Annotated in this window: 22 protein-coding genes; 11 read left to right on the top strand and 11 right to left on the bottom strand. The window is 71.0% G+C overall.

All coding sequences use genetic code 11. The features are described 5' to 3' along the window. The first annotated feature begins 322 nt into the window (after positions 1 to 322). From RKD20_RS01095 to RKD20_RS01085, 3 genes are read left to right on the top strand one after another with little or no spacing between them, the layout of a single operon-like run. On the top strand, positions 323 to 976 hold the full coding sequence (locus RKD20_RS01095; RefSeq protein WP_424875940.1) for a response regulator transcription factor: 654 nt from the start codon (positions 323 to 325) through the stop codon (positions 974 to 976). Then, positions 967 to 2235, top strand: a complete 1269-nt coding sequence (locus RKD20_RS01090) for a sensor histidine kinase (protein WP_424875939.1) — start codon at positions 967 to 969, stop codon at positions 2233 to 2235. The genes RKD20_RS01095 and RKD20_RS01090 overlap by 10 nt, the downstream gene beginning before the upstream one ends. 38 nt (positions 2236 to 2273) lie before the next feature. After that, entirely contained in the window at positions 2274 to 3542 is a 1269-nt protein-coding gene (locus RKD20_RS01085) for a hypothetical protein (protein WP_424875938.1), read from the top strand. Positions 3543 to 4878: 1336 nt separating this feature from the next. Here the strand turns inward: RKD20_RS01085 and RKD20_RS01080 are convergent. Further along, positions 4879 to 5670: a hypothetical protein gene (locus RKD20_RS01080; RefSeq protein WP_424875937.1), complete on the bottom strand. Its 792-nt coding sequence runs from the start codon at positions 5668 to 5670 to the stop codon at positions 4879 to 4881. 280 nt (positions 5671 to 5950) lie between these two features. On the opposite strand from RKD20_RS01080, the gene RKD20_RS01075 reads away from it, so the two are divergent. Together RKD20_RS01075 and RKD20_RS01070 are read left to right on the top strand one after the other, a co-directional pair. Beyond that, on the top strand, positions 5951 to 7444 hold the full coding sequence (locus tag RKD20_RS01075) for a hypothetical protein (RefSeq protein WP_424875936.1): 1494 nt from the start codon (positions 5951 to 5953) through the stop codon (positions 7442 to 7444). Positions 7445 to 7449: 5 nt separating this feature from the next. Further along, the gene (locus RKD20_RS01070; protein ID WP_424875935.1) at positions 7450 to 8388 is read left to right on the top strand and encodes a lysylphosphatidylglycerol synthase transmembrane domain-containing protein; all 939 of its coding nucleotides are present in this window, start codon (positions 7450 to 7452) and stop codon (positions 8386 to 8388) included. A gap of 55 nt (positions 8389 to 8443) precedes the next feature. Here RKD20_RS01070 and RKD20_RS01065 read toward each other — a convergent pair whose 3' ends face one another. The 6 genes from RKD20_RS01065 to RKD20_RS01040 are packed head-to-tail and all read right to left on the bottom strand — an operon-like array spanning position 8444 to position 14854. After that, a complete protein-coding gene (locus tag RKD20_RS01065; protein ID WP_424875934.1) occupies positions 8444 to 9280 on the bottom strand; it encodes an ABC transporter permease in 837 nt (278 codons plus the stop codon). 41 nt (positions 9281 to 9321) lie between these two features. Further along, on the bottom strand, positions 9322 to 10068 hold the full coding sequence (locus RKD20_RS01060; protein ID WP_424875933.1) for a response regulator transcription factor: 747 nt from the start codon (positions 10066 to 10068) through the stop codon (positions 9322 to 9324). Between the two features lie 56 nt (positions 10069 to 10124). Next, positions 10125 to 12776, bottom strand: coding sequence for an FtsX-like permease family protein (locus RKD20_RS01055; RefSeq protein WP_424875932.1), 2652 nt, complete (start codon positions 12774 to 12776; stop codon positions 10125 to 10127). Then, on the bottom strand, positions 12773 to 13435 hold the full coding sequence (locus tag RKD20_RS01050) for an ABC transporter ATP-binding protein (RefSeq protein ID WP_424875931.1): 663 nt from the start codon (positions 13433 to 13435) through the stop codon (positions 12773 to 12775). Before RKD20_RS01050 ends, RKD20_RS01055 begins: the two co-directional genes overlap by 4 nt. Next, positions 13422 to 14162, bottom strand: coding sequence for an ABC transporter ATP-binding protein (locus RKD20_RS01045; protein WP_424875930.1), 741 nt, complete (start codon positions 14160 to 14162; stop codon positions 13422 to 13424). Before RKD20_RS01045 ends, RKD20_RS01050 begins: the two co-directional genes overlap by 14 nt. Positions 14163 to 14167: 5 nt before the next feature. Then, positions 14168 to 14854: a hypothetical protein gene (locus RKD20_RS01040; protein ID WP_424875929.1), complete on the bottom strand. Its 687-nt coding sequence runs from the start codon at positions 14852 to 14854 to the stop codon at positions 14168 to 14170. A 156-nt stretch (positions 14855 to 15010) separates the two neighbouring features. Here RKD20_RS01040 and RKD20_RS01035 point away from each other — a divergent pair, with 156 nt between their 5' ends. From RKD20_RS01035 to RKD20_RS01025, 3 genes are all read left to right on the top strand, one after another. Then, entirely contained in the window at positions 15011 to 15166 is a 156-nt protein-coding gene (locus tag RKD20_RS01035; protein ID WP_424875928.1) for a hypothetical protein, read from the top strand. After that, positions 15163 to 16329 (top strand): HAMP domain-containing sensor histidine kinase, encoded by a 1167-nt coding sequence (locus RKD20_RS01030; RefSeq protein WP_424875927.1) that lies wholly within the window; start codon positions 15163 to 15165, stop codon positions 16327 to 16329. The genes RKD20_RS01035 and RKD20_RS01030 overlap by 4 nt, the downstream gene beginning before the upstream one ends. A gap of 275 nt (positions 16330 to 16604) precedes the next feature. Further along, the gene (locus RKD20_RS01025; protein ID WP_424875926.1) at positions 16605 to 18194 is read left to right on the top strand and encodes an alkaline phosphatase family protein; all 1590 of its coding nucleotides are present in this window, start codon (positions 16605 to 16607) and stop codon (positions 18192 to 18194) included. An 82-nt stretch (positions 18195 to 18276) separates the two neighbouring features. Here RKD20_RS01025 and RKD20_RS01020 read toward each other — a convergent pair whose 3' ends face one another. After that, entirely contained in the window at positions 18277 to 19764 is a 1488-nt protein-coding gene (locus tag RKD20_RS01020) for an ABC transporter permease (protein ID WP_424875925.1), read from the bottom strand. A 28-nt stretch (positions 19765 to 19792) separates the two neighbouring features. Between RKD20_RS01020 and RKD20_RS01015 the strand changes: the two genes are divergently transcribed. After that, positions 19793 to 20287 carry a sensor histidine kinase gene (locus RKD20_RS01015; RefSeq protein ID WP_424875924.1) on the top strand — a complete coding sequence of 165 codons (495 nt, stop codon included), beginning with the start codon at positions 19793 to 19795 and terminating at the stop codon, positions 20285 to 20287. 63 nt (positions 20288 to 20350) lie between these two features. On the opposite strand, the gene RKD20_RS01010 is transcribed toward RKD20_RS01015, so the two are convergent. From RKD20_RS01010 to RKD20_RS01000, 3 genes are read right to left on the bottom strand one after another with little or no spacing between them, the layout of a single operon-like run. Further along, on the bottom strand, positions 20351 to 21439 hold the full coding sequence (locus tag RKD20_RS01010; protein ID WP_424875923.1) for an ABC transporter substrate-binding protein: 1089 nt from the start codon (positions 21437 to 21439) through the stop codon (positions 20351 to 20353). A 54-nt stretch (positions 21440 to 21493) separates the two neighbouring features. After that, positions 21494 to 22375 (bottom strand): ABC transporter permease, encoded by an 882-nt coding sequence (locus tag RKD20_RS01005; RefSeq protein WP_424875922.1) that lies wholly within the window; start codon positions 22373 to 22375, stop codon positions 21494 to 21496. After that, entirely contained in the window at positions 22372 to 23232 is an 861-nt protein-coding gene (locus RKD20_RS01000; protein ID WP_424875921.1) for an ABC transporter ATP-binding protein, read from the bottom strand. The genes RKD20_RS01005 and RKD20_RS01000 overlap by 4 nt, the downstream gene beginning before the upstream one ends. 236 nt (positions 23233 to 23468) lie before the next feature. On the opposite strand from RKD20_RS01000, the gene RKD20_RS00995 reads away from it, so the two are divergent. Then, positions 23469 to 25133, top strand: a complete 1665-nt coding sequence (locus RKD20_RS00995; protein WP_424875920.1) for an ATP-binding protein — start codon at positions 23469 to 23471, stop codon at positions 25131 to 25133. Further along, the gene (locus tag RKD20_RS00990) at positions 25130 to 25819 is read left to right on the top strand and encodes a response regulator (protein WP_424875919.1); all 690 of its coding nucleotides are present in this window, start codon (positions 25130 to 25132) and stop codon (positions 25817 to 25819) included. Before RKD20_RS00995 ends, RKD20_RS00990 begins: the two co-directional genes overlap by 4 nt. Positions 25820 to 25893: the final 74 nt, after the last annotated feature.

Below are 25893 nucleotides of genomic sequence, written 5' to 3'. Positions count from 1 at the left end.
GGACGCGGCGTGCGCGAGACCGAGGCGACCTGGAGGACTGTGCGGTCGAGCTGATTGCCTCGGCCGCGCCGCTGAGGTCAGTCGGCCTCGATACCTTCCGTAGCCCGCCCGTAGCTCGAGCCGCCGTGCGGCCGGGCGCCGATGGGTGCAGCCTGCGTTTCTCGACCCGGTAGGCGCTCGTTCCGTACGACAGTGCCACACGGTCCGTGCCACCCGTTGCGCTCTTGCCGCGAGGCCGCCGCGGCTCGGCCGGTCGCGCCCCCCGGCATGTACCTGGCCGGGGCAGATGGAGTATTGAGACGCGAGAATCTAGGGTCAGCACGTGGCTTTCATCCTGGTGTGCGAAGACGACGCGGCGGTCCGCGGCATCCTCAGGCGTGCCCTGGAGCACGACGGTCACACCGTCTCCGTCGCCGCCACGGCAGACAGCCTGCTGCGGCAGCTCGCACCGGTGCCCCAGCTGGTCCTCCTGGATCTCGGGCTGCCGGACGCCGACGGCCGCGATGTCTGCCTGGCCCTGAGGGCTCGCGGCGTCGACGTGCCGGTGTTGATGCTGACCGCCCTGGACGGTCTGCATCACAAGGTGGGCGGCTTCGAGGCGGGCGCCGACGACTACATGACCAAACCCTTCGACATCCCGGAACTGCTGGTCCGCGTCCGGGCACTGCTGCGCCGGGCCACCGTGGCGCCCGCATCGCACGAGGTCGTCCTCGATCCGGCGAAGCACATGGTGACCTACGATGCGGCGAGCATGAGCCTTACCCCGACGGAGTTCCGTCTGCTGGGCCGCCTGATCGCCTCGCGGGGCGACGCGGTTCGCCGCCACGCCCTGGTCGCCGCCGGCTGGCCGTACGGGGCGCACGTCAGTGACAACACCCTCGACTCCTATGTGCGCCGGCTGCGGACCAAGCTCGGTCCGCTGGGTGTGGCCGGGCGTCTGGCGACGGTCCGCGGCGTGGGCTACCGATGGCAGTGACGGGATTCCGCAGAAGCGTCGTCGCGCTCACCGTCCTGATCGCCACCGCCGTGGTCGCCATCCTGGTCGTCGTCTCGCACGTGCTGCTGAGCAGGGTCACGGACGCCGATGCCCACGATCTGGCCCGTACGCGCGCCGAGGCGGTCGCGGCGAACGTCACCGCCAAGGGTGGCCGTGTCGTGCTCACGGAGAACGGCAGTGAGGCGTTGGACGAGGTCGCCTGGGTGTATGCCGACGGCCGCCTGATCGACGGGAACGTACCGGCGAGCGTGGTCAGGCGTGTCGAGGAGCTGGTGGGCTCGGGGCGTTCGCAGACCGCGACCGTCGGCGACTCCCTCCTGTACGCGCGGCAGGTCCCGGTCGACGGCCACCACGTCATGGTGGTCGTGCGGGTGGACCTCACGCCTTATGAGACGTCCGAGCAGCGCAGTCTGACCTTGTCGCTGATCCTGGGCGGCCTCACGATCGTCCTCGCCGGCGGTGTGGCGCATCTCGTGGTGCGCCGCGCGCTGCGGGTCGTGCACGAAATGGCCGCACTCGCCGACGACTGGGGCCATCACGAACCCGGGCGCCGCTTCAACCTCGGCGTCCCCCGCGACGAGTTCGGGGAACTGGGACAGACCCTGGACCGCCTTCTGGAGCGCGTCGACAACGCGTTGGCGGACGAACGCCGGCTCACCGACGAGATCGCCCACGAACTGCGGACACCGCTCACGGTCCTGCGGGGCGAGGCGCAGCTGGCGCAGCTGTCCGGCGAACCCGTGCCACCGGAGGCGGTACAGAGCGAGGTGGACCGCCTCGACGCGGCGATCACGACGATTCTGCGCGCCGCGCGCGCCCGCACGGACGAGGGGACCCGGTGCGATCTGCGCTCCGCAGCGCGGAAGGCGATCGGCGGTCGCCCGGTCGAGGTCGCCTTTCCCACGAAGATCGAGGTGGCCGTGGCGCCCGACGTCGCCGTGTCGCTGCTGTCACCCCTGCTGGAGAACGGCCTCCGGCATGCGAAGACGCGTGTGTGGATCACCGCGCGCAACCAGGGTCCGGCTGTCGTGGTCGATGTCCTGGATGACGGCCCAGGGTTCGATCCCGCGGACGTCGAGCGGGTCTTCGAGGCGGGTGTGACCGGCGGCGACGGATATGGGCTGGGGTTGCCGGTGGTCCGCCGCATCGCCGCCTCGGCCGGTGTGGAGGTCCGTGCGATCGCGGACGGCCGCGGTCATGTCGAGGTGACGCTCCCGGCCGTGCGAGCGATCACGTAGTCAGGTTGCTTGCAGGTTCCCCGCGTAAACCTGGCCGCATGACAACGACAACGGAAGCGCGCACGCGCAGCGGGCGTCTCATGCTCAACAAGGTCCCCGAGGTCACCATCTGGTTCTGGGTGATCAAGATCTTGTGCACGACGGTGGGTGAGAGCTTCGCCGACTGGATCAACATGAAGCTGGGCGTCGGTCTGGTGAACACGGCCTGGATCTTCACCGGGGTGTTCGTGGTGGTCCTGGCCGTCCAGCTGCGGCTGAAGCGGTACGTCCCGTTCCCCTACTGGCTGACCGTGGTCGTTGTCAGCGTCACGGGGACCCTGTACACCGATTTCCTCACCGATCAGCTCAACGTGCCGCTGTGGATCAGCTCCGCGGTCTTCTCGGTGCTGCTCGCGGTGGTCTTCGGCGTGTGGTGGCTGCGCGAGCGCACGCTGTCGATCCACTCGGTCACCACGCTTCCCCGTGAGTCGTTCTACTGGCTCGCCGTTCTCGTCACGTTCGCGCTCGGCACCGCGACCGGTGACTGGACCCTCGAGCTGACCGGCTGGAGCCCGGGCGCCTCGGTGCTGCTGCCGCTCGGTCTCATCGCCGCGATCACGCTGCTGTGGAAGTTCGGCGCGAACCCGGTGCTGTCCTTCTGGCTCGCCTACATCCTGACCCGCCCGCTGGGCGCGAACATCGGCGACTGGCTCGCCTCCCCGAAGGTCGCTCAGCCGGGCGAGCCGACCGGCATCGCGCTGGGCACCTTCACCACCAGCCTGATCTTCCTCGGCCTGATCCTGGCGACCGTGGTCTACCTGACGGTGACGCGCTCGGACGTGACCGAGACCTACGAGGCCGCCCACGCCACCCACACCGGCGACCTGCGAAAGGAGCGCGTCGGTCTGGCCGGCTTCGGACTGCTCGCCGTCGCCACCACGGGCCTGCTGATCTGGGCCCACAGCCAGCCGCACACCGGCCCGGCGCCGGAGGCCGACAACACCTCCGCCGTCCAGATGGCCCCCGGCGAGGCGGTGAAGAAGTTCCCGCCCGCCAAGGTCACCGCCCTGAAGACCCTCGCCTCCACATCCCTCAAGGACGCACGCTCCGGGAACGCGAAGGGTGCGCACACGGCCGCACAGTCGTTGCGTGACCTGTGGGATGCCGACCAGGCCTCGCTGCAGCCGCTGGACCAGACCGGGTGGACCTCCATCGACGCCCAGATGGACAAGGTGCTGGGGACTTTCGGCATCGATCACTCGAACCCGCCGATGCCGCCCGCGCAGCAGGAGAAGGAGCTGAACGCCCTCCTGACGGACATGGGCTGACGGACCACCCCACGCCCGGGCGGCGGAGACGGCGAGTCGCCTGCGGCAGCCCGGGCAGGTCCGCGAACTCCGTTGGGGCGGTCGAAGCCGGTGTCGATGGCTCCGGCCGCCCCGCTGTTTCACAGAGAGCAGGGTCAGCTCCGCCGCACTACGGCTCGTAGGGCGAGAGGCGGGTGAGGAGGGGCCGCATCCGCCACTGAGTGCCCGGCGCGGGAATCCTTCGTCTGGCCAACAAGTGGGTTGGTGCTCGCAATCAGCCATGATCGGTGGATCCGTGACGCGGCAGAGTGGCATCGTGGGTTCGGAAGGCGCGGCGGTATCCGTCCGGCGGGTTTCGCCGTGGCCTGCGGCTTCCCGCAGGCTTGCACGGCAAAGGGCGTGAGGGCCGATCGGGCGCCGTGTGCGACATCGTCAGCCGCGCGGTCCTGAGAGCTGACAGACCTGGTCACCAGGCGATGCACAGCCATGTCGATGGTGTCGTTGCGTGAGTCCAGCCAGGGAACTGACCAATCTGCACCGTCCGGACCGAGCTGCCGAGGTCGTTGAACGGCGGGTTCAGGGTGTGGAAGTCCCAGCAGCCAGGTCCCGGTGTGGGCCACATGTCGCCGCCATCGGCAGCGTCGGAGAAGTAGTACGAGAATGCGGCCGGGCATCGGTTGTCGCCCGTTGCTCCCGACGCCGTGCCGACGCGGCGGGGCCTCGCCGAGAGGCCGACAGGCCGGGCCCGCCTCCGCCAGGACCTTCCGCGCCTGGCCACCGCGTCCCTCTGATCGCCCCCGATTGCGAGCCGGTCCCGCCCGGCCCCCCGGGACTGGCGACGGCCCTCGCCGCAAGTGAAAGTGCCTCGCCCGAGTTGATCGACAATACCTTCGATGAATTCAACGAGATCGTGATCTTCGTCATTTCGCAAGCGGACGCGCGACGATGCCGATTCTCACTGTGCTTTGCCAGGCGGACTGCTCAACCGTGCTTTGAAACGGCATCGCTGCCAAGCTGCCACATTTCAGGGTTCCCGCATTCTGCCGTGATCTCGGCCGTCGCCCGAGCGGGGGTGATGAAGTCATCGACCACTGGCGAGGTGCGCGATTCCGCCACGAACGAGCGCGCTGTCGCCGGGACGAGTGCTGGGGACAACGGCCCGTGGGGGTGTGCGCGGTCGGCGAGAGGCCTGATGCTCGTCCCCTGTGGCCGTCGGTTGTGTACTGCCAGAGGTTGTTTGGGGCGGCGACGTTCACCAGGGGTGCCGGCGAACACGGACTGCGATGCCTGGTGGAGTTCGGCCATCGCTCACCCGAGCTTCGTCGCCAGGCTCTCTCGTGCGTTGCGCGGTCTTACTTCATGCCACGGCGTGCGCGCCCCTGTCGCGTTGTGACACGGCCAGGTAGCCGACGAATCCGATGATCGCCACCGTCCAGGCGAGGGTGACCGGTGCCAGGCCGAGGGCGAGGCCGCCGCGGGCGTGGGGGAGGGCCATCCAGTCGGCGAGGGAGGCACCGAGGGGGCGGGTGATGACATAGGCGGTCCAGAAGGCGGTCACCGCGCCGAGGGCCCCGAAGCGGTGGGCCAGGTCGGGTACGCAGATGGCGGCCGCGAAGAGGGCGACCGAGCCCAGGTAGCCGAAGCCGACGGTGGCCGTGAGATCACCCGCGGCGGTGCCGAGGGCGAAGGTGGCGAGGACGGCCGCCCAGTAGAACGCCTCGCGGCGCCGGGTCCGGATCGTGTGGATGGAGAGGGTCTGCCCGCTCGCGTACCAGAGGCCGAAGACCGCGGCCAGTACGACGAGGAACGCCGGGGTCGAGACGGCGTACGGCACGCCGAGGCCGACGTGCAGGACATCGGCGGCCATGGTGCCGAAGACGCTGACCATGACGACGGCGGTCCAGTAGGCCCAGGCGACATACCGGCGGAGCGTGAACTGCACGGCCAGGGACGCCACGAGCGCGAGGCCGCCGAGCGCCACCGCCGGGATCGGGCCGAGCGTGCGGGCCAGGAAGTCCGACGCCGTCTCGCCCATGCCGGTGGTCAGCACCTTGATGATCCAGAAATAGACGGTCACCTCCGGCACCTTGTTCGCCAGTTGGTGTGCGGGGGCGAGGGGGCGTTCGCCGAGGACAGGCTCTGCGGTCATGATCCGCACGATCGCACTTCGAGCATGAACGCAACCTGAACGGTGCGCCGGTTCTCGTCCGGGCACCGGGTGAGCGGACAGCGGAGGCCGCTCGGGCTCTCCGCACTACGCCGTTCGGGCCTGTCGAGTGGGCTGCGGCCCGTCATCCCCTCACCTTGGACAGGGGTGAGGGAGACGACGTCTTCTCACCCGTCTCTAACCGGCGAGCCGTACGGTGAAGTGGCTCCTACGAAATGTAGGAGAACATGGTTCCGGGGCGCGTGACGACGAAAGGTGCAGGATGGCCGACGGCTCGAACGTCACGATGACCGGTCTCACTCGCACCGGCCTCCCGCCGCGGACGGCCCGGCCTCGGCACCGTTGGGGCGAACCTTGGCTCGCGGCGGTCGCGGGAGCTTTCACGCTCGCCCAGCTCGTCCTCGTACGACCGGATCTTGGTCTCGGCTGGGACGAGACGGTCTACGTCAGCCAGGTCAGCGGACAGGTTCCCGCCGCCTTCTTCAGCGCGCCCCGCGCCCGCGGCATCTCTCTGCTCGCCGCGCCGATCGCGTCGTGGTCCGACTCCACCGCCCTGCTGAGGGTCTACCTGGCGGTCCTCTCCGGTCTGGGCCTCTACTTCGCCCTGCGTATCTGGCGAGCCCACGTCATGCCGCGCGTCCTGGCGCTGGCGGGTGCCCTGTTCGCCTCCCTCTGGGTGACCCTGTTCTACGGTCCGCAGGCCATGCCCAACTACTGGGTCGCCGTCGGCGCCCTGGTCTGCGTCGGCTGCTTCCTGCGGGTCCGCGTGAACGCAGGGGACCGGGCAGCCTGGTGGGGGGTGTTCGCGGGCGCGGCACTGATGGCGTGGATGCGCCCGATGGACGCCGTCTACGTGGTGCTTCCCCTGCTCGCCCTCGCCCTCGCCCTGCGCCGCCCCGGCCTCCTCGCCGTGCTGGTGGCCGGCCTGCTGGCCGGCGCCGGTGAGTGGGTGATCGAGGCGTACATGAGCTACGGCGGCCTCGCGCAACGCCTCTCCGACGCCTCCCGCATCCAGGGCGGTCTCGGTCTGCACCTGGCGGTCGTCGACCAGTTGCGCAGTCTCGGCGGGCGTACCCTCTGCCGTCCCTGCACCGGATCGGCCCCTAACCCGGTGGTGACCCTGTGGTGGTTCGCGCTGCCCGTCCTCGCCGCGCTCGGCGCGGTCACCGCCGTCCGCGCCCGCCGCGCCCTGCCCGTCCTGCTGCCGCTGGCCTGCGCGGTCACGGCCGCCGTCCCCTACCTGTTCCTCATCGGCTACGCGGCCCCCCGCTTCCTGCTGCCCGCCTACGCCCTGCTCGCCCTCCCCGTCGCCCATGGCCTCGCTCACCTGGTCAGCGCCCCGAGTCGGAGGAGCGCGCGCACCGTCTCCGTGGGCCTGGTCGCGGCCTGCCTGACGGCTCATCTGGCCGTGCAGTACGTCGTCCTGGAACACACTCTGCGCAGTTCCGCCGCCCACCGTGACAACTGGTCCCGCACCGCCTCAGCCCTCCACGCGCTCGGCGTACGGCCGCCGTGTCTGCTCAGCGGGTACGAGGCCGTGCCCATCGCCTTCTACGCCGGTTGCGGCTCGGCGCAGACCGACGGCCACGACACCAGTACCACCGCGGCCGCACTGGCCCGGGCCGCCCACCGGACCTCCCTCGCCGTCCTCGCCCGGACCGGCGACCGTCCGCCCGCCTACGCGCGCACCTGGTCCGTGGAGCGGGCGGGCGTTCTCCACGCCTACGTCGCTCCCTTCGCCCGGCGGGTGCGCTGACCGTGGTGACCGTGTCCGACAGCGTGACCGTGACCGCGGGCAGGCGCCACTACGTCCGGCTGGGCATCACCCTCGTGGTGCTCGTCGCCGCCGGCGGCATGCTCGCGGCGCACCGGGCCACCCTCGACAGCGGTACCGACCAACTGGCCGCCGCCGACGGGGAATGGCTGGTGCTCGCCTGCTTCGCCACTGTCGCCACGTGGGTGTGCGCTGCTGTGGCGCAGCAGGGGGCGGTCGTCGAGCGGCTGCCGAAGGGACGGCTGGTGGCCGCTCAGTTCGCGGCGTGCGCCGCCAACCACATCCTGCCCGCAGGAGCCGGGGCGAGCTTGGTCAACCTGCGGTTCCTGACCCGGTGTGGCCTGTCCACCAGGCGCTCGGCGACCGCGCTGGCGGTGAAGGCGGCTGTCGGCGGGATCGTCCGGTGCGTACTGGGCGTCGTCCTGCTGGTGGCATCACCGGGCGTTGTCCCGCTGTCGGCACGCATCCCCCACGTGCTGGTCCTGGTGCCGGTGGTGGCGGCAACCGTGGTGTCGGCGGTGATGGCCAGCGGTCGGATGAGGCGGGCGGTGGGGCGGGCCGTGACCGACGTGCGTGAGGTGCATCGCTCCCGGGGGCGGGCCTGCGCGCTGTGGGGCGGCTCGGTCGCGTTCGCGTTGCTGCACGCGGGCGTGGTCGTGGCCGTCGTCCGTGCGCTCGGTCTCGCGCTGCCCACCAGCCATGTGGTGATGGCGTACCTCGTTGCCAGTGGGGCGGCGGCCCTGCTTCCCACGCCCGGTGGACTGGGGTCGCTGGACGCCGCGCTCGCCTTCGCGCTCACGGCCGCCGGAGCACCGGGGCAGACGGCGATCTCGGCGGTCATCGGCTACCGCCTGCTCACCGGATGGCTGCCGATGGCACCGGGACTGCTGGTCCTGGGGTTGCTCGCCCGCCGGTCAGCGCTCTGAGACAGCGGAACGCCCATGCACGGTCCCCCTCCAGCGGCCCCGGATGGCCCCGCCCTCAGCGACGCGGCAGCCGTTTCATCGGCCGCCTCGCCCTGCGTGACGATCCCGTCGGCGCGCCGGGCGGCGGGCGGTGCAGGTGATGGCGGGCGACGAGTTCGAGCGTCACCGCGACCGCCACGGACTGCACCGCCATGAGCGCGATCAGGACGAACAACTGCACCGCCCCGGCCATCACGGGACTCGCCCCCGCCATCAGCATGCCGACGAAAGCACCGGGGAGGGTGACCAACCCGACCGTCCGAGTCTGGTCGAGGCCCGGCAGCAGTGCCTCGGATGCCGCCGGCCGTGCGATCTCCATCCGAGCGTCCCGGTCCAGGAAGCCCAGGGCCATCGCGGCTTCCACCTCCCCATGGCGCTGGGTCAGTTCGTCCAGGGCACGACGTCCCGCGAGGACGGTCACGGTGAGTGCGCCGCCGATGAGGATGCCCGTGATCGGGATCAGTGCTATGCCTCGCAGCGGGACGAGCCCCGTCAGCAGCAGTGCTGCGACGACCGGCACCACGCCGGCGGCGATCGGGGCGGCCGCGAGCCACCAGGTGTGGTCGCTGGTGATTCTCCGTCCGGCCGTACGCACCGCCACCGAGAACATGACGACAAGGAACGCCAACAGCCCTGGCACGGACTTGACGGCCCACGTGATGACCACCGACACGACGGCCAGCTGGGCCGCGGCCCTCAGTCCGGCGACGAGGATCTCCCGGGCCCGGCTCTTGTACGGGTGCGGGTCGAGATGGAACCGCCCCGCGACCACGGCCGCCGCCAGGAGCAGAGCGGCGAGCAGGATGCCGAGGGTGATGTCGACCGGGACGAGGGAAGCCGCACTCGACGTCACGTTCCCCACCTGTCCTTGCTCGCGGACACGTCAGCCGCTTCTCAACCCACCGGATCCGGCGGCCGTTCCAGCCGGTATCCGTGCCCTCGCAGCGTGGTGATCTCCGGCAGGCGGGCAGGTCCGCCCCCGGCCTGCACTGCCTCGGTCAGTCTGCGTCGCAGGCCCGCCATCGTCACGTCGAGGGTCTTGGTGGGTCCGAACCAGTTCTCGTCCCATACCTCGGCCATCAGCGTCTCCCGCGACACCGCCTCGCCGACCCGCTCGGCCAGCACCGCGAGCAGGTCGAACTCCTTGGCTCGCAGCGGGATTTCGACACCGTCCAGCGCGCATCGCCGGGCCGAGACGTCGACGACCAGATCGCCCAGCCGCACCGGCTTCCGGACCGGGGCGGCCACTGCCTGCCGCCGCAGATGCGCTCGCAGCCGGGCGAGCAGCACGGTCATGCTGAACGGTTTGACGAGATAGTCGTCGGCCCCGGCATCCAGTCCCGCGATGACGTCGATGTCCTCGGTCCGCGCGGTCAGCACGACGATCAACAGATCGGGGAGGCGGCCCCGCAGATCCCGGGCCACGTCCAGGCCGTCCATGTCGGGCAGCCCCAGGTCCAGCAGCAGCACGTCGTACGGTGCCCGCGCGGCCTCGGCCAGCGCGCCCGCCCCCGTACGGCACCAGGTCGGCGCGTAGTCGTGGCCGCGCAGGCCGGCATCCAGATGGCGGCCGATGGTGTCGTCGTCCTCGACGACGAGTACACGATGGCGGTAGCGGTCCGGTGCGGCGGGCGTGCGCATGGACCACAGCCTAGGAGTGGACAGGGTGGGGAGCCCGTCCTGCGCGCGGGGAGTGTTTACAGGTCGCGGAGCTCCTCCACGGCGGGGCGCCGGGTGCTGCGGATGCCGTTGAGGGCCGCGGCGAGGATGGCGGCGACGGCGGCAGTGCCGGTGAGTGCGAGGTAGGCGCCGGGGACCGAGAGGCCGGCGGGTGGCGGATCGAAGACGCCGGTCAGGACCTTGACCAGCATCTGTGACAGGGCCCAGCCGATCAGGGCGCCTCCGGCGAGCCCGCCGGCGGCCAGCAGCAGGGCCTCGGTGAGGACCATGCCGCGCAGGTGGCGTGCCCGCGCGCCGAGGACCATGGCGATCGCGAAGGTACGGCGGCGTTCGGCGAGCCCGAGGGCGAGGACGAGCCCGCCGGCTCCCGCGGCCAGCAGCACCGCGAAGGCGAGTTCGATGCGCGTCAGGCCCGCCAGGTCGACCGAGGTCAGGCTGGTGCCGACGGTACCGCGGCTCTGGGTGAGGTCGGTGACGGTGGCACCGGTGCCGAGCTGCTGGCGCAGCTGTGCGGCGATCTGCTTCTGGTGGCTGCCGCCGGTGTCGAGGAGGAAGGCGCCCACCGCGTCGCTGCCGGTGGCCTTGGCGACGTAGGAGGCGTTGGCGACGAAGAAGCTGTCCTTGGGGGCGGTGGGGAATTCCTTGGCGATGCCCGCGTAGTGGAAGGGGACCGTGTGCAGGGCTTTGGTGCGGGCGTCCTGGACGCGCAGGTTGACGGTGTCGCCGGGGGAGAGCTGGAAGTCGTTGACGGTCTCGACGCTGACCAGCAGGTTGTCCGGGTGCTGGGCAAGGCGTTGCATCAGCTGCCGGGCGGTGCCGCCGGCGAAGTAGGCGTCCTGGAGCGAGGTGGCCTTGGCGATGGTGTCCGGGCGGACGCCGTAGAGGTCCTGGAGGTCGGAGCCGACGTAGGCGAAGCGGTGCTGGATGGGTTCGACCTGCCGGACCCCCGAGATCTTCAGGGCCGCTCCGGAAGCGGGTGGCACCCGGGCCCCGGGCGGTTCGGTGACGGTGACGTCGGCGCCGTTGGTGAGCCGGGCGTCGACCTCGGCCTGCTGGTGGTACGTGGCGTTGAAGACGGCGGTGGACACGGCGAAGGAGACGGCCAGGGCGAGCAGCACCACCGAGCGGGCGAGTGGTCGCCGGCGCCGGGTCAGTACGGCCGCGGTGGTCCCGGCCAAGGTCGCGGTCAGCGGGCGGGCCAACCGGGTCAGCACGGGACGGCCACGGGTGAGGACCAGCAGGGTCAGGCGCCACAGCAGCAGGGCCGCGCCGATCCACAGCAGGGCGGGGCCGAGGAAGGCCCAGTACGACACGGAGATGCTGGGAACGCCCTCGGGGGCGAGGACCAGCGCGTACCGGTTGCCGGAGGAGGCACGGAAGACCAGCCACGAGCCGATCAGGAGCACGAAGTCCAGGCCGTACCGCAGCCACCAGGGCGACCGGGAGGGGCGTACGCCCTCCTGTTTGCGGGTGTCGGCGACGGTGACCGTGCGCAGGTCCCGCAGCGCGGGGACGAGAACGGCACCGGCGGCCACCGCGGCTCCCAGCACGAAGGCGATCGCGTACCAGACGACCCACTGCCCCGCGCTCGCGCCGAACGAGGCCGCACCGAACGCGAGACGGCCGGTGAGCGCGGCGACACCGAGCCCCGCGAGGCCCCCGGCGAGACCGATGAGGGCGGCTTCCAGGCCCGCGAGACCGGTGATCTGGCGGGGCCGCAGCCCGCGCAGTCGCAGCAACCCCTGTTCCTGGCGCCGCCGTTCGCCGCCGGCCGAGGCGACCGCCGCCGTCAGCGCGGCCGCCAGGACCGCGCCCGGCACGCCGAGGAAGAGGAAGAGGATCTGGGCGTACAGGGCGTCCTGGCGGGCGGAGTCGAGGGCGGCGCCGATGTTGTTGCCGACCAGGGCGGTACCTGCCGAGCGAGCCTCCAGGTTGTGGGCGGCACCGGTGACCGAGGAGAACGCGGCGGCCGGGTCGGAGGGCAGCCCGGTGTTACCGCGGGCGACGTGGATCTGGGTGGTGACGGCGGTGGCGCCGCGGGTGAGGGAGGTGAACCGGGCGGAGGGCAGCAGGACGACGTTGTCCGGGGGCGCGGTCGGCTGCGACTGGCTGGGGGCGCCGACAGTCTGGAAGAGGGAGTCGGCCTGGGGCAGGTCGACCACGCCGTCCACCTTCACCCGGTGCAGGCCGGCACCGGGAAGCTGGATGCCGACGGTGTCGCCCGGAGCGGCGTGCAGGTTGGAGGCGGTCTGCTGGGCCAGCAGGACGCCGGTGGAGGAGCCCGACAGCGCACGGACGGCGTCCGGGAAGCGGGCACGGTAGCCGTCGGGCAGTCCGAGGGCGACACCGGGGCCGGTGGTCTGGGTGCTGCCCTGCACGCGGGCCGTGAAGCCGCTGGTGTGGGCGTAGCGGACGGGCAGCGCGGTGCGGGTGCCGGGAGTCTTCTGGACGAGGGACAGGACGGCGTTCGGGTCGGCGCCGGGCTGCACCTGGACCTGCCAGTCCACGGCGACCGAGCGCAGGGCGCGCTGGGTCATGGTCGCCTTGGACGCGGTGAGGAAGGAGCCGAGCGCGGCGACGAGGGCGACCGCGAGCGTGACGCCTGCCAGGGCGGCCAGCAGCCGGCCGGTGCGGTGGCGGGCCAGCCCGTGAGCCCATGCGGTGATCACGACACCTCCTCGGGTGCGAGCAGCCGTCCGTCGTGCATGCTGCGCCGGACGGTGAGCCGGGCGGCGACGGACGGATCGTGGGTGGTGACGACGAGCGCCGCACCGGTGTGCTCGGCGGCCGTCAGCAGGGCGTCCAGGACACGGGCGCCGGTGGCGTGGTCGAGGCGGCCGGTGGGTTCGTCGGCGAGGATCAGACGAGGCGCCTGGGCCAGGACCCGGGCGGCGGCCACCCGTTGGGCCTGGCCGCCGGAGATCTCCTCGGGCAGCCGTTCGGCGAGGTCGGCGGCGTCCACCAGGGCGAGAGCGGCGAGCGCGGACCGCCTGGCCTCGTCCTCCGCGCGGTCGGTGAGGACCAGCGGCAGGGCGGTGTTCTCGACCACGTTCAGGGCGGGGATCAGGCTGTCGCCCTGGAAGACGAGACCGATGCCGTACGGCCCGAGGGAGGCGGCGCGGGTGACGGTGCCGCGGGTGGGCTGTTCGAGTCCGGCGATCAGATGGAGCAGCGAGCTCTTGCCCGATCCCGAGGGACCGACCACCACGAGCCGGTCCCCGGCCCGGATCTTCAGGTCGGCGCCGTGCACGGCCACCACCGCCTGGGGTCCCCGGCCGAAGGTCAGGGCCGCGTCCACGCAGCTGACGAGCACGTCATCCGACGACATCGTGTGCCTCCTCGCGGTCGTGCGGCGGCGGGGCACCGGTGGCCCTGCCGTCTGCCAGCGTGATCACCCGGTCCGCGACCCGGACCGCCTCCGCGCTGTGCGTGACGAGCAGCACCGCGCAGCCTTCCGTGGCGAGCTCCCGCAGCAGTGAAAGCACCAACTGTTCGGTCTCGCCGTCCAGTTCACCGGTCGGTTCGTCGGCAAGCAGAACGGCGGGCGCGTTGGCCAGGGCGACGGCGAGCCCTGCCCGCGCCAGCTCGCCGCCGGACAGCTGCCGGGGCAGGGCACGTGCCCGCCCGGCCAGCCCGACCCGCGCCAGCAGGGTCTCGGCCGGGATGGGGGCCCTGTGGCCCTGCGCCCGTTGCGGCAGGCGGACGTTGTCGCGCACGTTCAGGTGTGGCAGCAGATTGCGGGTCTGCAGCAGGACGCCGATGTGCCGGGCGCGCAGCCGGGCCCGCTCGGTCTCCGGCCGGTGGCTGATCCGTACGCCCCCCACGTGGACCTCGCCGCCGGAGGGCTCGTCGAGTCCGGCCAGGCACGCCAGCAGAGTCGACTTTCCGGCCCCGGACGGTCCCACCACCGCGACGGTCTCACCACGTCGCACCGTCAGCGACACCCCGCGCAGCGCGAGTGTCTCCTCCTCGCCGGCGCGGTAGAAGCGGTACAGCTCTCGGGCCGTCAGCACGTCGTCGGCCGAGTCGCGGGAGTCGTGCGAGTCGACTGGCATCGCGCTCACCGCCACGCGAAGGAGTCGCTGACGATGCGCCAGGGATCGACGTTGTCCGCCTTGACCGGGCCGGACAGGGTCAGGTCCACCTCGTGCCCCGCGCGATAGAAGGCATACCGTTCGAACGCGTCCCGCACGACCTTGCCCGTCACCGGGTCCTTAGCCGAGTCGCCCTGGTAGGCCAGCAGGACCACGCGGCCGGAGTGCCGCGTCACCTCCGACACCTTGGGAGCTGCGAACTTCGGTACCTGGGAGCGCAGTTGCGGTATCACCTTGGTGGTGACCGAGCCGGTCGTCGGCGCGCCGGCGGCGGAGACCGCCGTGATCTTCACGGTGTTGAGCTTGTCCGTGAACACCGTGGTGCTGCCCTGGCCGGTGCGGGCCCAGCCCTCGGGCACCTTGACCGTGAACCCGGTGAAGGAACCGCCGCTCGGCCGGTAGGCGACGAAGGCCTGGTTGTCGGGGATGTCGCCGGGAGGGTTGGACTCGGTGGGCGCCGCGTTGTTCTGGCCGCCGCCTCCTCGTCCGCCTCCGGAGGAGGAACCGGTCGTGGGAGCGGCCGGGGACGTCGTCGAACCGGAGCCCGAACCCGAACTCGAACCCGATCCCGAACTCGTCCCGGAACAGCCCGCAGTCACCGCTGCCACCAAGGCCAGTCCGACGACCGCGTACGTCCGTGTGCGTGCTGCCATGGCCACTGCCCTCCAAGGGGAGTCCTCGGACCGGACGGTCCACAGCACCGACGCTAGGGAGAGGCCGGTTAACGCCCTGCTCGCCGCGGGTTAGAGGACGGCAAAAGCGTGTGGCGCTGCAAGTCCGCCCAGGTGAACGGCCCGCATGATGGGGTCATGAGACAGCGCGTGGTGCGAGTCGCCCTGACCGCCGCTCTGGTCGCCGTCGTCCTCCTCGCGGTCCCGCTCGCCCTGGCCATCAGGTCGTCCCTGTACGCCGACCAGCGCGACACCCTTGAGCGGTCCGGGCCCTGGCCGGGGCCGTACGCGTGAGCCCGGACTACGCGACCGGCGACCCGGTGGAACTGCCCAAACCCCCGGCGGGCGGGCACCTCGGCCTGTACGACCCGCAGTCGCGGCTGCGGGCGGGCAGCGGCCCCCGTTCGGGCGACGCCCCGGTCCGTCGCGCCCTGGGCGGAGAGGCCGTACGGGGCCACTCGGGCGGCGATCTGGTGGTCACCGTGCCCGTCTCCCACGCCGAGAAGGTGATCGGCGTCGTCCGGGTCTCGTCCCCCGCGGCCTCCGTGCGCGCCCGCGTCCTCGTCGCGTGGGCGGTGCTGCTGGGGGTGTCGGCGTTGGCGCTGGCCGTCGCGGTTGTCGTGGCCCGCCGTCAGGCACGGGCCCTGGCAGTCCCGTTGGAGGACCTCTCCCGCCACTGCCGGGCCGTGACCGAGGGCGACCTGAACGCCCGTGCCGCCCCCAGCAGCATCGGCGAGATCGACCAGGTCGCCCGCACCCACAACGAGATGCTGCACAGCCTCTCCGAACTCCTTCGCCACGAACGCGACTTCACCGCCAACGCCTCCCACCAGCTGCGCACCCCGCTCACCGGTCTGCAACTCGCCCTGGAGGCGGGCCTCGCCCAGGACGACGACGCCGGGCTGCGACCCGTCCTGACCGAGGCACTGGCCACCACCCACCGCCTGCACCACACGGTGGAGGAGGTGCTGCGTCTGTCGGGTGTCAGCAAGGTGTCCCCCTCCGCCGCCGGGAAGATCGCCGTGGGGCAACTGCTGCGGGACGCCGAGGAACGCTGGCACGGCCTGTTCGCCCGGGACGGCAGACGCCTGGAGTGCGCCGCACGGGACACACCGACCGATGTCCTGGTCCCAGGCGCGCCCGTGTCGGAGGTGCTCGGCATTCTGCTGGACAACGCCCACGTGCATGGGCGCGGGACCGTACGGGTCACCGTGCGGGACCTGGAGGACGCCCTCGCCTTCGACGTGAGCGACGAGGGTGCCGTGGCGGGCGAGCCGGCCCGGCTGTTCGACCGGGGGCACACCGGGGGCGGACCGGGAGCGGGTATCGGCCTGGCTCTCGCCCGGGACCTGGCCGTCTCGCTCGGCGGCAGGATCTCCCTGGCCGGTGCCCGCCCCGCCACCTTCACCTTGCTCATTCCCGTCGACCGGGACGAGGCACAGGAGTCGTCCGGGTGAGAGGACCGTCCTGCGCCGCCCACCCGGTGGCGAACGGACCGGGCTGCTCGACGGGTCTGTGGCCGTCCTTCGGTCTTGAGGAAAAGCAGACCTGCTTGATGAACACACGACCGCTTCTTCCATGGGCGTTCACACACGCGCCGTTTCCGGTATGCAAGGCGCGACTCTGATGGGCCCGCCTCGCAAATCGCCCCAAAGAGACGGGAGATGTACAGATGTCCAGAAGTTCTGTCAGGTTCGCAGCCGTTTTCGCCGCTGCCGGAGCCCTGACCGGCGTGACTGCCGTCCAGCCCGCGGCGTTCGCCGCCTTCCACCGCCAGACCCCCGCCAAGCACGTCCTGCTGATCTCGGTCGACGGACTGCACCAGTCGGACCTGGCCTGGTACGTCTCCCGGCACCCGAACTCGGCACTGGCGCGGCTGGTCGGCGGCGGCGTGGAGTACACCCACGCCAGGACCACCACGCCGTCCGACTCCTTCCCCGGCATGGTCGCCCAGGCGACCGGTGGCGGCCCCGGCACCACCGGCGTCTACTACGACGACACCTACAACGCGGCGCTCCTGCCCCCCGGGACCACCAGCTGCAAGGCCGTCAAGCCCGGTGTCGAGGTGGACCTCACGGAGGACCTGGACAAGAACCAGGCCTCCATCGACGCCGGTCAGGGCCTCACCGGCCTGCCGGACAGCATCCTGTCGATGACGGGCCACCCGGCGAGCCTGATCAACGCCTCCAAGCTGCCGGTCGACCCCAAGACCTGCAAACCGGTCTACCCGCACTCCTACCTCAAGGTGAACACCGTCTTCGAGGTGGCCCGCAGCGCGGGTCTGCGCACCGCGTGGTCGGACAAGCACGCGGCCTACGAAATCCTCAACGGGCCCTCGGGCACCGGCATCCAGGACCTGTTCACGCCCGAGATCAACAGCGACGCCCTCGGCTACCCGGCCGGCGACGACTGGACCAAGGACAACCAGGCCACCGAGCAGTACGACGGCTACAAGGTGAAGGCCGTCCTCAACGAGATCGACGGCTACGACCACAGCCGTACCCACAAGGTCGGCACCCCGGCGATCTTCGGCCTCAACTTCCAGTCGGTCTCCACCGCGCAGAAGCTGCCCGCCTCCGACGGGCTCGAAGGCGGCTACACCGCCAAGAACGTGCCCGGACCGCTGCTGGCGAAGAACCTGGACTTCGTCAACGCGAAGATCGGCGCCCTGACCTCTGAGATCGCCAAGCGGCACCTGGCCGACAGCACCACGGTCATCCTGTCCGCCAAGCACGGTCAGTCGCCCACCGACCCCACCACGCTCACCCGGATCGACGACGGCCCGCTGCTGGACGGCCTCAACGCCGCCTGGAAGAAACTCCATCCCGCCGCCGGCGACCTCGTCGCGCACTCCGTGGACGACGACGCGATGCTGCTCTGGCTGACCGACCGCTCGCAGGCCGCCACCGAGTTCGCCAAGAAATACCTGCTCGCGCAGAGCGGCACCGGGACCGACGTCAACGCCGCACCCAGGACCTTCACGCGCGGCGGGCTCAGCAAGGTCTACGCAGGCAGGGCCGCGGCCCGCTACTTCCACGTCGAAGCCGGTGACGCCCGTGTCCCGGACATCTTCGGCCTCGCGCAGTACGGCGTCGTCTACACCGGCGGCACCAAGAAGATCGCCGAGCACGGCGGCGCCCACGCCGACGACCTCGACGTTCCGCTGGTGGTGTCGGGCGCCTCGGTTCCGGACGGCGTGCGCGACTCCGCGAGCGTGCGGACCAAGCAGATCGCACCGACGATCCTGAGCCTGCTCGGTCTGAACCCCCACTCGCTGCAGGCCGTGCGCGAGGAGCACACCCAGGTGCTGCCGGTCCGCTGACCGGCCCGGTGCGCCCCACCTGACGCGGGCGGGGCGCACCGGCCGCTTCCCTCGCTGTGCGGCTTCCCTGTTGAAGCGCGTGTCACGGCTCCCGCAGCAGTGCCGTCACCTCGATACGGCCGATGCGGCGCAGCGCCAAGCCCAGTGCGAGTGCGGAGAGGGTCACGACCAGGCCGGCCAGCAGGGCGAGGGCACCGAAGGGGACGGTGACCAGGGGCGGCGGAAGAGCGAAGAACTGGCCCAGGACACGGATGGAGAGCACACCGACGCCAAGGCCCAGGGGTATGCCGATCAGCAGGCTGCCGGCCACGGCTACGGCGCCCTCGACGACGGGGCCGGTCAGGGCCCGTCCGGTAGCTGCGCCGACCGTGCGCAGGACGGCGAACTCCCTTCTGCGTTCGAGGATCAGGAAGGCGCCGAGCAGCCCGACCCCCAGCGCGGCGACCGCGCCGGACGAGACGGTCTCGATACGGCTCAGACCGTCGAGGTTGAGCGCGGTCAGCCCGCGCTGCTGTTGCCGGACGCGTTCGGTGAGCGTGGAGACGGTGTGGCCCGCGGGCCTGCCCTCCTGCCGCATCCGGTCGGCGACCGCGCCGGGGCTGAATCCCGGGGCCACGCCCGCGAGGTAGAAGTCCGGTGGAGGCACCGGGGCGGGGACTTCAGAGACGCTCATGACCATCTCGGAGAGGGGGTCGGTGGGCGGGAAGGCACGGTAGACGCCGACCACGTGCAGGTCGATTTTCTGGGACAGGTCGAGGTCGTCCGGGAAGACGGTGACGGGGGTGGTGTCGCCGGGGGCCACGCCGAAGTCCTGGGCGATCTCCTGGGAGACCAGTACCCCGTTCGCCCGGTGGGCCAGGGTGTCGAGCCCTCCGCCCCCGGTGATCTGCGGCGCGGTGACGGCCGCCGAGCGGTACGAGGCGAGATCCACGGCCATGATCGTCTTGCGGTCGCTGCCCGCGCGGGCCGGAACGGCGCGGATCGGTGTCATCGCCCGTACTCCCGGCCCTTCGTCGGGCGGCGGCTGTGTCACCTCGGTGGCGGGCGTGAACCGTAGATCGGCGCCGAACGATGCCTGGGTGTCCCGGTGCGCGGCCGTGCGGTAGGTGGCTGCGAAGGTCGCCGTCTGCGCGGCGAACGCCACCGCGAGCACTCCGAGGGTCAACGCCACGGCCGTACGGGACGGTCGGCGGCCCAGCCAGCGCAGCATGGTCCCCGGCCAGGTGGTCAGCGGCCGCGGCCGGTCGGGCCTGCTCCAACGGGCGAGCAGCGCCAGCAGACCGCGTACGGCGAGCAGGGCCGTGCCGAGCCAGAGCAGCAGCGGTGCGAGCAGTACGTAGAAGGTCAGGGCCAGGGCAGGTCCCTGGACCGGCACCGGTTTCAGCCCGCCCGAGGCGAAGTTGCCGACGAGGATGCCCAGCCCGACCACGAGAGCTACGGCGTCCAGATGGGCGCGGCGCCACAGCGGGGGCCGTGGCGGCGGGAGCAGGCGCCGGTCGACGAGCAGCGTGGCCTTGCGTCCGGCCCGGACGAGCGGGATGAGGCGGGCGGCGTTGTCGCGGTCGGGCAACGGGAACGGCGCTGCTCCCGCCTCGTCGGTGGACCTCGACGAGCTGCTGCTGACGGAGGTGGAGGCGATCCGTGCCCGCGGTCAAGTGGACGTCGACCTGTCAGGGCTGTCGCCGGTCCGCGTTCAGGGCCACCCGCAGCAGCTGCGGGCTGTTGTACGCAACCTGCTCGACAACGCGGAGCGGCACGCGCACGCCAGGATCGCCGTACGTCTGTTCCCCGTTGGGGACGGGAGTGGGCGCGGGTACGGGAACGTCGGCCGGGTCGAGGCGGGCCCGGCGGCCGAGCTGGTCGTGGCCGGCGATGGTCCGGGGGTCGCCCCCACCCACCGCGAGCAGGTCTTCGACCGGTTCTTCCGCGTCCAGTCCGCCCGCGACCGGAACTCCGGCGGCGTCGGGCTGGGCCTTGCGATCGTGCACGACGTGGTCACCTCTCACGGCGGCCGCGTGTGGGTCGCCGGTTCTCCGACCGGCGCCGAGTTCCACGTGCGGCTGCCCGCGATTCCTCCAGGGGCGTTGCCGTGACTCATCGCTGTGGAGCCGCCCAGCCGGCTGTGCTGGTGCGGCTCCGTGAGCGATGAGTGCGGCTCAGCCGTTCGGTCCTGCCGGGGTCGTGGTGGTCTTGAAGCCCTCGGTCTTGTTGGCCTGGAGGGCGAAGTCGTTGGTGAACGTCTTGCCGAGGTCCACCGACCCCTTCACATTGCCGACCAGTTTCTCCGTCGCCAGGGAGGTCTTCGGACCGCCGGCCGGCATGAGGCCGTCGGGGAGGAACTGACCCTTGTCCTCGGTCAGGGCCGCGATGTAGTCGGCCTTGGTCACCAACTGGTTCGACACGTACGACGCGGGCAGCTTGTTCGCGATGTCGGCCGCGCTGTGGGTGTTGATCCAGTGCATGGTGGCGACGAGCGCGTCCACGACCTTCTGCACCGTGTCCTTGTGCGAGTTCACCCAGTCGGTGCGGGCGAGCACACTGGCCGCGGGAAAGGCGCCGCCCATCGCCGCCGTGGCGCCCTGCGTGGTGGCCAGGTCGATCGCGGAGGTACCGACGCCCTTCTTCTGGATCGCGGCGACCGTCGGCTGGGTCGTCATGACGCAGTCGACCTTGCCGTTCTGCAGCGCGGCGATGGCGGTGGAGCCCGCACCGACTCCGATCCGGTGGTAGTCGCTGGTCTTGACGCCCTTCTTGGCGGCCAGGAACTGGGTGAGAGTGTCGGTGCCCGACCCCAGGTCGGTGACACCGAGGGTCTTGCCCTTGAAGTCGGCACCCGAGGTGACGCCCGACTTCTTGGTGCACATCTCGCGCTCGCCCGGCGCGCCGGACAGCTGGACGACGTCCTCGACCGCCTTGCCCTTCGCCTGGAACTCGATGGTGTGGTTGTACCAGGCGCCCGCCATGTCGACCTGCCCCGAGGCCATGGCCTCCTCGGCGCCGACACCGCCGTCCTGCTCGGTGCTGAGCTCGACGTTGACGCCGTACTTCTTGTAGAAGCCCAGCTGCTGGGCGAGCTGGTACGGCAGGTAGATCTGCTTGTCGAGTCCGCCTGCCATGAGCTTGACGGTCGGCGTGGAGTCCGAACTGCCGGTTGAGGTCGAGGAGTTGCCGGAACAGGCGCTGACTCCGCCGAGGGCGAGAACGGTGAGGACGGACGCGGCGACGGCGACGGGTCGTCTGGACATGACTGATCACATTCCTTTGCTGAGGGTGTTGAAGCAGGGGGGAGGGGCGAGGTGTCAGATGGTGTTGGCGGCCTCGGACGGGGCCGGCGGGCGCCAGGACAGCAGCCGGTGTTCGAGCTTGCCGATCAGCCACTCGGCGCCGAGCACGATGACCGAGATGACGAGCATCGTGGCGAACACGCCGTTGGGATCGAAGTTGTTCTGCGCGGTCTTGATGACCAGGCCGAGGCCGCTCTGCGCGCCGAGCACCTCGCCGACCAGCGCGCCGACGATGGCGAAGCCGAAGGCGCTGTGCAGGCTGGCGATGATCCACGTGAGCGCGGAGGGCACGGTGACGTGCCGGATGATCTGCAGCTGCGAGGCGCCGAGGACCTTGGTGTTGGCGAGGATGTTGCGGTCGACCTCGCGGACGCCCTGGAAGGCGTTGAAGAAGACGATGAAGAACACCAGCACCGCGGCGAGCAGGATCTTCGGCAGCACACCGATGCCGAACGCGACGATGAAGATCGAGCCGAGGACGATACGCGGGATCGCGTTGACCATCTTGATGTAGGGGCCGAGCACGTCGGCGAGGAAGCGGCTCTGGCCGAGCGCGACGCCGAAGACCACTCCGGTGACGGCTCCGAGGGCGAAGCCGGCGAGCGCCTCCTGGATCGTGGTCCAGATGTTGGCGTAGAAGGACCCGAACTCGGTGCCCTGCCGGAAGAGGTCGACCAGCCGTTGGGCGATGCCGGACGGCTGCCCGAAGAAGAACTTGTCGACGATCCCCCAGGCGGTGAACGCCTGCCAGCCACCGAGGACGAAGGCCGCGAGACCGATGCGACCCGCCCACACCAGCGCGGTGCGCCGCCGGACGGCGCTTCTGGCGGCGGCCGCGGCCGAGGCGGGTGAGCCGTCCTTGACCGGGGCGGTGGAGACGGTGGATGTCGTACTCATGGCGTACCTCCTGCGGTGCGTGCGTAGGCGCGCTCCACCTCCTCGCGCAGCGAGTCCCAGATCTGGTGCTGAAGTTCGATGAACCGCGGCTGGAAACGGATCTCCTGGACCGCGCCGCGCGGACGGGGCAGGTCGATGTCGAAGACCGCCTTGACCGAGCCGGGGCTGGACGTCATGACGACGACCCGGTCGGCGAGCGCCACGGCCTCGTCGAGGTCGTGGGTGATGAAGATGACCGACGGGCGGATCTGCTCCCACAGGCCGAGCAGCTCGGTCGACATGATCGCCTTGGTCTGCACGTCCAGAGCGCCGAACGGCTCGTCCATGATCAGGATCTTGGGTTCGTTGATCAGTGCCGCGGCCATCGCCACGCGCTTGCGCATGCCGCCGGAGAGCTGGTGCGGGTAGCGGTCCTCGAACCCCGTCAGGCCCACTCGGCGCAACCAGTCGCGTGCCGATGCCTGGGCCTGCTGCTTGGGCACCCTGCGGAAGACCGGGCCCATCAGGACGTTGCCGAGGACCGTCTTCCAGGGCAGCAGCGCGTCGCTCTGGAACATGAAGCTGACGCCGTCGGTGACGCCGTCCACCTCACGGCCGCCGACCCTGACCGAGCCCTCACTGGGCCGGTCGAGCCCGGACACCATGCTCAGCGTCGTCGACTTGCCGCAGCCGGTCGGGCCCACCACCGCGCAGAACTGGCCCGGCTCCACGCTGAACGAGACGTCCTGCAGTGCCGTGAACACCTCACCCGCGGGAGTCAGAAACCGTTTGGTGAGTCCTGAAATCTCGACTCGTGCGCTGTCCCGGCCGGTCGTCTCGGCGCCGGGGCTCGTCGCGACATCGTTTCGTGAAGCCATCTGAGGCTGTCTCCTTCCTGACCTCGGAGGTCGAGGAAGGCAGACGCTAAAGGCCGTCCGGAGTTACGTCGCTGTTTCAGACGTATCTCGCGTTAGTCGTGTTAAGAGGGGTTCTGCGCGTTCTGCTCAGCCGGCCGGGGGGTGGGCAGAGTCGCCTCGGTGGGACACAATCACGCCACCACGGGTACGGCGAAGGGGTCGGGCCCGGCAGCACGACAAGGGCGTAGGCACCTGTGATGCCCATCCGTATCCGGATCGGCCGCGGCGGGAACGGGAGGCTCTCCGCGCGGATCCTGGCCAACCAACTGGCGATTCTGGCCCTCACCGGAGCCATCGGCTTCGTGCTGTTCGCGTTCGCCCAGCGGGGCGAGATCGACCGTGCCTACGAGCAGCGGGCACTGGACATCGCTCAGACCACAGCGGCCGAGCCGCAGATCCAGCAGGCCGTGGAGTACGGCGGTGGCGGCGATGTCGTGCAGACCGTGGCCGAACGCGTCCGGAAGGCGTCGGGAGCCTCGTACGTGGTCGTGATCGATCTGCACGGCATCCGCCATTCGCATCCCGACCCTGCGCTGATCGGGGAGCCGGTGGGCGATCCGATCGTCGTGCTGGACGGCCGCCCGCACGTGGGCTCCGACCAGGGCGCGACCGGGCGGTCCGCCAACGGCAAGGCTCCGCTGTACGGACCCACGGGCAAGCTGGTCGGCGAGGTGTCGGCCGGTATACCGGAACGCGATGTGCTCGGTGAGCTGTGGCGGGAGCTGCCCACCTTCGGCCTGTATGCCGCGATCGCCGTCGCGCTCGGCTCCGCGGCGGCGTTCCTGCTGGCCAGGCGGCTGAAGCGGTCGACCTTCGGGCTGGAGCTGGAGGAGATCGCCGGGCTGCTCCAGGATCGCGAGGCCATGCTCCACGGCATCCGGGAGGGCGTGATCGCCTTCGATCCCGACGGCCGGGTCACCGTGGTCAATGACGAGGCCCGCCACCTGCTCGGCCTCGGCACTGCGCTCGGCAGCAGGCTCGAGGAGGTGCTGCCCGACGGGCGGCTGCGCCGCGCCCTGGACGGCACCCTGACCGGCACCGACCTCAACGTGCTGACCGACGACCACTGCCTGGTGGTGAACCGGATGCCGGTGACCCTGCACGGCCGTGAACTCGGCGCGGTGGTCACCGTACGCGACCGCACCGAACTGATCGGGCTGCTGCGCGAACTGGACTCGGTGCGCGGGCTGACCGACGCCCTGCGCGCCCAGCAGCACGAGTTCACCAACCGCATGCACACCGTGGCGGGGCTGCTGGACATCGGCGACCACGACGCCGCCTACGAGTATGCCGTCGAGTCGGCCGGAGCCGACCAGGCGCTGACCGAATCCGTACGCGAACGGATCGGCAACGCGCTCCTCGTGGGGCTGATCGTCGCCAAGACCACCGTGGCCGCGGAACGCGGGGTACGGATGGTGCTCAGTGACGATTCCGCGCTCGGCGAGGATCCGCCGCATCTGCGCCGGCTGCTGACCATCGTCGGCAACCTGCTGGACAACGCGATCGACGCGGCGGCCGGCGGACCGCCTCCGGCAGGCGGCCGCGAGGTGGAGCTTGCGCTGATCGAGGCCGTCGACCTGGTGATGGTGCGGGTCGCGGACAGCGGCCCGGGGATTCCGCCGGGCGCCGCAGAGTCGATCTTCGAGGACGGCTGGTCGACCCGGCCCGACCGGGGTACCGCCCGGCGCGGGCTGGGGTTGGCCCTCGTCCACCGGCTGACACAGCTGCACGGCGGGACGATCACGGTCAGCGAGGGGCTGGGCGCGGTCTTCACCGTCATGCTGCCACTGCCGGAGGCCGCCCTCGTACCACGAGACGCACAGTTCACCACGGCCTCGCTCGCAAGAGGTGATCACGGATGATCCGGACCCTGGTCGTGGAGGACGACTTCCGCGTCAGCCACATCCACTGCGACTACGCGTCCCGTGTCGAGGGCTTCGAGGTGGTGGGCCGGGCGGCGACCGTGGCCGAGACGCTGGACGCGGTGCACTCCCTCCGTCCCGACCTGCTGCTACTCGATGTCTTCCTGCCGGACGGCAGCGGACTCGACGTGTTGCGGCAGCTCAGTGGCGACGAGGGAGGCGCCCGCCCGGACGCGATCATGATCACCGCCGACAGGGACATCACCTCGGTGCGGACCGCCATGAAGCTCGGTGCGGTGGGTTACGTGGTCAAGCCCTTCGGCTCCGCCGACCTGGCCGAGCGGCTCACCGCCTACCGCGCACTCCAGCACCGCGTGGACGCCCTCGGCCAGGCTCCCCGGACCGACCAAGCCGACGTGGACGCCCTCTTCAGTGCCGCCCGGCCACCGGCCGTTCCCCGGGTCCCGGCCAAGGGGCACTCCGCCCCGACCCTCGCCCTTCTGCACCAGGTCCTCCGCACCACCCACGGTGCCTTGTCGGCGGTCCAGGCCGCCGAACTCACCGGCGTTTCCCGCGCCACGGCCCAGCGGTACCTCTCGTACCTCGTACGGGAGGGCATGGTCCGTCTCGAACTTCGCTACGGGGCCACCGGCCGTCCCGAGCACCTCTACCGCATCGCGCACTGAGCGGGCGCTTACGTTTGCCGAGCGGGTCGAGCCGACGGCACGTGCGTAGGACGCCGTTTCGACTTCGGCCATCG

The organism is Streptomyces sp. SLBN-8D4 (genome assembly GCF_049739545.1).
Lineage (GTDB): Bacteria > Actinomycetota > Actinomycetes > Streptomycetales > Streptomycetaceae > Streptomyces > Streptomyces canus_C.
The sequence above is the reverse complement of the archived record's forward strand: the minus strand, read 5'-3'. Positions and strand labels throughout refer to the sequence as shown.

Excerpts from the sequence above, each read along its gene's own strand:
- RKD20_RS01090 (WP_424875939.1), top strand. The coding sequence starts at position 967 with ATGGCAGTGACGGGATTCCGCAGAAGCGTCGTCGCGCTCACCGTCCTG.
- RKD20_RS01085 (WP_424875938.1), top strand. The coding sequence starts at position 2,274 with ATGACAACGACAACGGAAGCGCGCACGCGCAGCGGGCGTCTCATGCTC.
- RKD20_RS01080 (WP_424875937.1), bottom strand. The coding sequence starts at position 5,670 with ATGACCGCAGAGCCTGTCCTCGGCGAACGCCCCCTCGCCCCCGCACAC.
- RKD20_RS01075 (WP_424875936.1), top strand. The coding sequence starts at position 5,951 with ATGGCCGACGGCTCGAACGTCACGATGACCGGTCTCACTCGCACCGGC.
- RKD20_RS01060 (WP_424875933.1), bottom strand. The coding sequence starts at position 10,068 with ATGCGCACGCCCGCCGCACCGGACCGCTACCGCCATCGTGTACTCGTC.
- RKD20_RS01050 (WP_424875931.1), bottom strand. The coding sequence starts at position 13,435 with ATGTCGTCGGATGACGTGCTCGTCAGCTGCGTGGACGCGGCCCTGACC.
- RKD20_RS01045 (WP_424875930.1), bottom strand. The coding sequence starts at position 14,162 with ATGCCAGTCGACTCGCACGACTCCCGCGACTCGGCCGACGACGTGCTG.
- RKD20_RS01040 (WP_424875929.1), bottom strand. The coding sequence starts at position 14,854 with ATGGCAGCACGCACACGGACGTACGCGGTCGTCGGACTGGCCTTGGTG.
- RKD20_RS01035 (WP_424875928.1), top strand. The coding sequence starts at position 15,011 with ATGAGACAGCGCGTGGTGCGAGTCGCCCTGACCGCCGCTCTGGTCGCC.
- RKD20_RS01010 (WP_424875923.1), bottom strand. The coding sequence starts at position 21,439 with ATGTCCAGACGACCCGTCGCCGTCGCCGCGTCCGTCCTCACCGTTCTC.
- RKD20_RS01005 (WP_424875922.1), bottom strand. The coding sequence starts at position 22,375 with ATGAGTACGACATCCACCGTCTCCACCGCCCCGGTCAAGGACGGCTCA.
- RKD20_RS01000 (WP_424875921.1), bottom strand. The coding sequence starts at position 23,232 with ATGGCTTCACGAAACGATGTCGCGACGAGCCCCGGCGCCGAGACGACC.
- RKD20_RS00995 (WP_424875920.1), top strand. The coding sequence starts at position 23,469 with ATGCCCATCCGTATCCGGATCGGCCGCGGCGGGAACGGGAGGCTCTCC.
- RKD20_RS00990 (WP_424875919.1), top strand. The coding sequence starts at position 25,130 with ATGATCCGGACCCTGGTCGTGGAGGACGACTTCCGCGTCAGCCACATC.